Source organism: Candidatus Cloacimonas sp. (assembly GCA_039680785.1).
GTDB lineage: Bacteria > Cloacimonadota > Cloacimonadia > Cloacimonadales > Cloacimonadaceae > Cloacimonas.
Genome location: JBDKSF010000057.1, coordinates 1 through 7,114, shown reverse-complemented (window position 1 = coordinate 7,114; position 7,114 = coordinate 1). Strand labels below are relative to the sequence as shown.

5 protein-coding genes are annotated in these 7,114 nt (G+C 39.4%); 2 read left to right on the top strand and 3 right to left on the bottom strand.

The features are described 5' to 3' along the window. The first annotated feature begins 525 nt into the window (after positions 1-525). Both ABFC98_03720 and ABFC98_03715 read left to right on the top strand, forming a co-directional pair. Positions 526-1,371 (top strand): helical backbone metal receptor, encoded by an 846-nt coding sequence (locus ABFC98_03720; protein ID MEN6445136.1) that lies wholly within the window; start codon positions 526-528, stop codon positions 1,369-1,371. Continuing rightward, positions 1,368-2,291, top strand: coding sequence for an iron ABC transporter permease (locus ABFC98_03715; GenBank protein ID MEN6445135.1), 924 nt, complete (start codon positions 1,368-1,370; stop codon positions 2,289-2,291). Before ABFC98_03720 ends, ABFC98_03715 begins: the two co-directional genes overlap by 4 nt. 214 nt (positions 2,292-2,505) lie before the next feature. On the opposite strand, the gene ABFC98_03710 is transcribed toward ABFC98_03715, so the two are convergent. The 3 genes from ABFC98_03710 to ABFC98_03700 form a co-directional block, all read right to left on the bottom strand. Continuing rightward, positions 2,506-4,698 (bottom strand): T9SS type A sorting domain-containing protein, encoded by a 2,193-nt coding sequence (locus ABFC98_03710; protein ID MEN6445134.1) that lies wholly within the window; start codon positions 4,696-4,698, stop codon positions 2,506-2,508. Positions 4,699-4,727: 29 nt separating this feature from the next. Beyond that, positions 4,728-5,759 carry a PorV/PorQ family protein gene (locus ABFC98_03705; protein ID MEN6445133.1) on the bottom strand — a complete coding sequence of 344 codons (1,032 nt, stop codon included), beginning with the start codon at positions 5,757-5,759 and terminating at the stop codon, positions 4,728-4,730. 10 nt (positions 5,760-5,769) lie between these two features. Next, positions 5,770-7,114, bottom strand: a 1,345-nt coding sequence (locus tag ABFC98_03700) for a hypothetical protein (protein ID MEN6445132.1), incomplete at its 5' end; no start/stop codon positions are given.

Genomic DNA, 7,114 nt, shown 5'->3' with positions numbered 1-7,114 from the left:
AACCCTTCAGTAACGAGATAACAGCATTGTTACTGTAATGTTACAGAGTTATTAGTTAATCCACTAAGAGCCAAGCAATTAACGAGCCAGAGGCAAAAATGAGCGAAGAAAGGGTTAACATACTCTGTATCAGGATGTTATCACCTTTAAAGAAGGAATTACATTAATTGCAAATGCTCCTCAAAACAATTGCTATATCTGTTTCCAAATCCATATTATCTGTTTTTCCTAAAAGTGTTTAACCGATTGACGATGGATCACCTGAAACCAATATGCAAATTCATTTTCCTTGACAAAAGCGGACTTTTTTACAGTAAGGAGAAAGATATCATTATGCAGAATCTGCGGTTCAAATCCATAAGCAGAGCAAGTAAATAATATTTAGGCAACAAAATAGATTTGAGCAGTTAAAGAAACCAGAGAACATATCTTGCGAGTGGAGAATTAGGTTTTGTTTTATCTGCCATAAGATATTAAGTGTAACCCATTCCAAAATATACGATAAATGACGACAGGGATGCTAAAGTGAAAAAATTATTATTAGTTACGGTGATTTTTGCAGTTCTTTTTTCTTTTTCCTGCCACCGGACAGGAAAGAAAGTCCCGCAAGGAATTGTTGTTCTTTCTCCGGAAGTGGCGGAGATAATATGCGCTCTTGATGCTGAAAATGATATAACGGGCATAACGGCTGAATGCAATTATCCACCCTCCCTAAAGGGAAAAAAGAGCGTTGGCTCATTTAGCGGTATTGATACAGAAGCGATAATATCCCTAAATCCTAAACACATTTTTTGCAGCGCTTTGGAACAAGAAAAGATAGCATCAGACCTGAAAAATTTGGGATATCCGGTAGAAATCATTTATCCCAAAAATATCTCTGAAATGCTTTCCGACATAGAAAAAATCGGTATGTTGATTGATAGAAAAGAACAAGCAACTCAACTCATTCAACGCTTAAAACAAGAAACGGCAAGTATCCAAGAAAATGCCAAGAACAAAACTCGCCCGAAGGTCTATCTGGAAATATATAGAAACCCATTAATGAGCGTTTCCGATTCCTCTTTTGCCGGTGAACTTATTGAGACGGCAGGTGGAAATAATATTTTTACCACTCTCGAAAGAGATTATGCCAGAGTAAAATCTGAGGATGTAATTACGGCAAATCCAGACATTATCATCTGCTATTCGCAAGATACGCTGGAGAATATAATTAATCGAAAGGGCTGGCAAAATATCCCTGCCATAAAAAATAGAAGGATCTATTTTGAAAAGGATATCAACCCAGATCTAATTCAACGCGCTACTCCTCGTTGTATTGAAGGAATGAAAGAACTGGCAAGGATATTTGATAGCTGGCGTAAAGAACAATGAAAAAGCGCATCATTTTAATCCTATGGCTTTTGATTGGTTTAGGCATAATATCTGCCTATTTAACCATTGGAAAACCAGATGCAAATATTATTTCTCAAGTTCGAATCCCACGTTTACTTTTAACACTTTTTACCGGTATGGCATTAGCCGGAATTGGTTCCATTTATCAACTAATGCTCGCCAATCCATTAGCCGAGCCATATATTTTAGGAATATCATCCGGTTCCGCTTTGGGAAGCATTATCCTGGGAATATCAGGTTTTATAATGCTGATGCCTCTGGGGGGATTTATTGGCGCCTGTTTTACTATGCTGCTGGTTTGGAAACTGGCACATCAAAAGGGCAGATTTGATAAAAGCCGTTTACTTATAGCTGGCGTGATAGTCGGAATGTTTTTCGCGGCGGGAATATCCCTTATAATGTATCTCCATCAACAAGATACGGCTTTGATTCTGGGAACGCTGATGGGAAACTTGGGACATATATTTACCCAAAGAGAATGGTATAGCTTTCTAATTCTTTTTGCCATATCCTTGGTAATTCTAATCTATCTTTTTTTCCAGTCAACCGCCATTGATATTTTAAGCAGCGGAGATTTATATGCCGCCAGTTTGGGCATAAATACTTTTGCGCTGCGAAGAATGATATTTATATCAACATCCATCGTAATAGGAATTTGTGTATCTTACGCTGGAATTATTGGTTTTGTGGGACTCATTATACCGCATATTGTCCGTTTTTTTATTCCTTCCGGACAAAAGAAAATATACTTGCTTTCTTTATGGTCGGGAGGAATATTTTTGCTTGTATGTGATCTACTTGCTCTCCACTTGTTGGAAATGGAATTACCTGTAGGAATTATCACTTCTTTTATCGGCTGCCCCTTCTTTATGTGGTTGTTACTGAAAAAGGGAAGTTGATGCTACCTCAAGTATAAAAAATGAACTCAAGCATCATTTGCGGTTTGATCACTCAAAACTGGTAGATGATATTCGGGTAAATGTGTCTTTCGACATTGATTATGGCTCAAGAAAACGCCCTTCCCTAAACAAGTGAGCTGGGCTAAACAAAAAACCCTGGAGAAAACTCCAGGGTTTTTTTAATATTGGGAAGGAATGATATCCTTCGGCTATATTATTTCATCAGCATCATTTTGCGGGTTTCAACCTTACCATCTGTGGAAAGACGATAAAAATATAGTCCGCTGCTAACTTGGCTACCATTATTGTCTATTCCATTCCAAGTAACGGAATTTCTGCCAAAATCGGCAATACCATTATACAGGGTCTTGACCAATTGTCCTTTTACATTGTAAACGGAAACATTCGCTACCGCTTTCTTTGCCATATCAAATGTTATTGTTGTTACAGGATTAAAAGGATTGGGATAATTCTGATTCAACATATTGGTAACAGGAGTGACGGTAGGATCATCTGATGCCTCACCAGGTAAGGGGAAAGTAATTTCCAATTCTGTAAACATCACTTGTCCGCCATCATTTGTTGAACCAACGGGAGGATCAATGGCATAAGCGCCCCAAGTATAATCGTTATAGAACATTAAACCCAGTTTACCAACTTTGCGTCCATTTTCTCCATCGCTAACCCAAATAACTTTATCTGCAGGATATACCCACATTGGCTTAAGCCCTGCAAATTCTGGTGTTTCAATATTATTTAATTTTATCGGTGAACTCCAATGATTGCCATTGTCCTGAGAAACTGAGATCCAGATTTCAGGAGTGTTTGCCCATGCAGAGTAGTCGGGATCTCCCAAAGCATTAGCTAAAACAGCACGGTAACAATTCTGCCAAACAGTGGCAAGCATTCCGTGACCATTTCCTTCCGTTACTTTCATATTATTGCAATGGAAAAACATAGCATCACTATGTGCACTTTGATCCCAATAGGGGAAATCCCAGCTATTTACTGAGTCCGGAGTCCAAGTGCCAGTATCCGGATCTTGCACAAATTCTTCTTCTCCCCAAGGAGCTTCATTATCCCAGGGTTGATAAAAATCTGAATATGTATTGGTAACATCTTTTTGTGGCCATAATTCATTAATCTTGAATTGTGAGTCCTCTGGAAGCGTAGGATCAAATATTACTTCCTTGGGATATTGATAGTAAGGATAGTAATAACCTTCGTAATTGTTCAATCCCCAAATAGCTGGAAAATGAATTCTATTCAGATCATCTACTGATGCATTCAAATGGCTTGAACCAGCACCCATTATCTGAAAGTATATCTCATTATCTCCATAAGGAAGACCTGTGGCATCAGAGGCAAAGAAACCAGTAGTATCCGTAGGACTGGAATTGGGATTCCAAGTAGATATTCTACTCCATTCGCTAACGCGTGACCAAGTCCCTTCTCCGTAGTTTCCACATTTGAAAACATCAATATCTGGTTCACTGATATCCGTGGTTCCATCTGCTTCAGTGGCAAAATGAAAACCGGCATAATACAGATTTCCTGCATCATCAGTAGTTAAGGCATGGAAAGGCCTACGCCACTGATCATCCACATTCCATTGGTCCATTTCAGGAATAGTCATATAATTCCAATCAAGTGGAACACCACCTTCAATTTGATTTGCATCAAAATCGGCATAAGCAAACCGAGGATTTTCTGAAGGACCATAAGAATGGGTAACAGAATTACGCGAGACAACATAAACTCTTCTTTTACCTGCAACGGGAGAAGGTCCAATTTGTGCCGTGGGCCAGATAAATTCATTATCGGAAGTGCTTTCTGTAGGAGAAGTATTAATAACAGCAGGATTATCCATAAGAGTGATGATATCGCCAAATATACCATAACTTCCGTCGATAAAGCCATCAGCCGTAAACTGAGTTTCCAGCTGAGTATCAGTATCAGCATTGGCATGCCAAGCATATAAGGGTTTTCCAGAAACAGGATCAACTGCAACTGTGGGATACCCTTCATTATTAGCGGTATTTGTAATTTCACTATTCGCTATCGTATTTCCAGAACTGTTAAGATAGGTATAAAATACACGCCGAGTTCCGCTTGCAGTGCGACGCCCATGATATGTCATAAAATATCCGCCGCCCTGAATATCCGGAGGTATAACCCGTAAAGGAATACCGTTGTAACTTCCTATCATATAATCATAATAAGAAGTCATTATTGCTGAAGGTGCATGAGTAAATGTAAAATTGGGTGACATACGATCATTCGTAATATGTGGTTTACCCATGGGAACATTATTTGCCACCTTGTCGATAGTGGGAATCATTTCTTGTGCAAAAGCCATACTAACAAGGAAGGACAAACATAAGGTGAAAATTAGGACTTTTTTCATTATTTCCTCCTGAATCGTAATTAGATTCTTTAATATCTCATTTTAATAGACACACGGTGAGCACTTGTTAAAAAGTCCTCAGCCAAATCGCCCATATTGGTATAGGCATAATCAATATTGAAAATTCCAAGCGAAGTAGGAACCTGCCATCCCACTCCTGCACATAGACCATTAGTATCATAATTGAGTTGGTATCCTCCCCGTAGAAACAGGTTACCTAACTTAAATTCGGTTCCCAGATTCCATGTTTCCAGCCGGTCTATAACATTATCCATCTGAAAAGACGCAATCCAGTAATTGTTTCCTTCCCGCATAATATCTCCACTGATTCCGAGAGAGAAACTTAAAGGAATTTTACTCTCTAACTCAATTCTATCTTCGTCAATACTACCATCCCCGTCATTATCAAACAGGTCAAAGGGGTCCTCATCGTAACTACCGTCGTCATCATCATCCACTCTAAAACGAATGTCAGGACCGAAATTACGCATAGCCATTCCAATTTTAATATTCCGCCAACCGGTATTATACATTGAGCCCATATCAACTGCATAACTATCTATATTATATTCATACAGATTTTCTCTTAAGTATTTAACACCCACGCCAGCGGAGAATTTGTTAGTGAACTGCTGTGCATAATCAACTCCCAAAGCAATGTCGCTGCAGGTAAATTTCTCTCCTGTGGGACCAAATGTTTCTTCATCGGTTACATCCATATCATCCATATGCAGCACGCTACCATATAACGCTATGGTAGAAACCCCGTTAGTATATGTTGCAGCTCCAAATTCATGCATTATGTCCGCTACCCAATTCGTATGCGAAACAAATACTTGATTTTCAAAAGCGGGCGCTAAACCAGCTGGATTCCAATAGACAGAGGAAATATCATCTGTTACGGCTGTGTATGCTTCACCCATACCTACGGCTCGTGCATCCACTCCAAACTTAAGAAACTGTAAAGCTACCGTCCCTGTCTTGCCAAAAGGTTTGGCTGAAACAAACAAAGGTAAACAGGTAAGCACTATTCCCAGTAATACAATTAGAACTTTCTTCACAGTTCCTCCCTTATTTAATAATGACGAATTTACCGACCTTAACTTCATTGTCGGCTTTATTTTCGATTGAATAAAGATACACGCCGGGAGCGATAATTTGTTTGTGCTTGGAGAGAAGATCCCAGCTTTCCATACCTTCTGCGGCTATCCCAGTAGTGCTTGCCTTGGAAATGGTAATAATATCCGTAACGGGAGCACCATCATGTTTTATAGTTTTCACAAGGTCACCTGCCAGAGTATAGATTCTTATGTCACAAGCTTTAGGAAGATTTACAAACCATATCCGTCTGCTTTTGTCTCCCTTTTCATCATTTTCTCTTCGACCGTCAAAACTGCTGTGTCCAATATAAGGATTGGGAATCACCATAATATTATCCATTTTCCCCTTTGCTGAAGTGCCAGGGAAAAATACTTTCATATTGGCATCGGCATCTCTACCCGTCTCCAAATAATTTAAATCGTTGGAAGGAATACCACGATCATAAGCAGTTATAGCGGTATAATATTCTACCCCTTTCCTGGGATACATAATTTCCGATTTATAGTAGCGTCTTGCCAATCTATCTTCTTTCAGCTCCTGCAAGTCATCCTGCTCGGGAGTAAAGTTTGCTTCTCCCGCTGGGAAAGCAAAACCCAGCAAAGGAATAAGCTGAGGATCGTAAAGAGCGTCAAAAATCTTTTCCGGTATTACGCTGTTCTTAAATAAGTGTGCTCGCATCAGTTTGGTGGTTTCAGTATCGGGACCTACGATATTATTTGCAGCTGCTTGAACATCTGACCAATTCGTTATATCATCTATGGAATTACCATTGATAACTGGATTCGGTTCGTAGATGGGCCAACCGTAGAAAGTATCACCACAGGGTGCAAACTGATAATTCTCATCGAAACAATAATATTTATGATATTCGGTAACAGGTACCTGCCAAGCATTTTTATTGGGTAAGTCAGTATCTATGCCTCGATAACCGCCAAAATCTACGAATAAAGTATCGCTATTACTATTTACTGAATAATCCACAATATCCTGAGCTGTATCTACTTTATCCCAACGATTAATCATAGACCAGTCCTCTTGGCTACCACTACCGCTTCTTCCCCAAGTTGCATAACCCTGAAAATCATGACGCAAGCGATATGCCGTATAAGGATTTACTAAAGCGTTCATATTCCACCGTTTATCTGGAGGAAGAGATGAGTCCGGTCTAAATTGTTCTGGAATATCCACCCAGTTATTCGCAATGTGAGGAGTAGGGTCACTATCCAAACCGCGAATGAGATTGGCGCTATCAGGGTTTTGCCAACCCATAACTGCAGTACTGACTGTTTTTACATCATAAGAAAACTCACTGCGA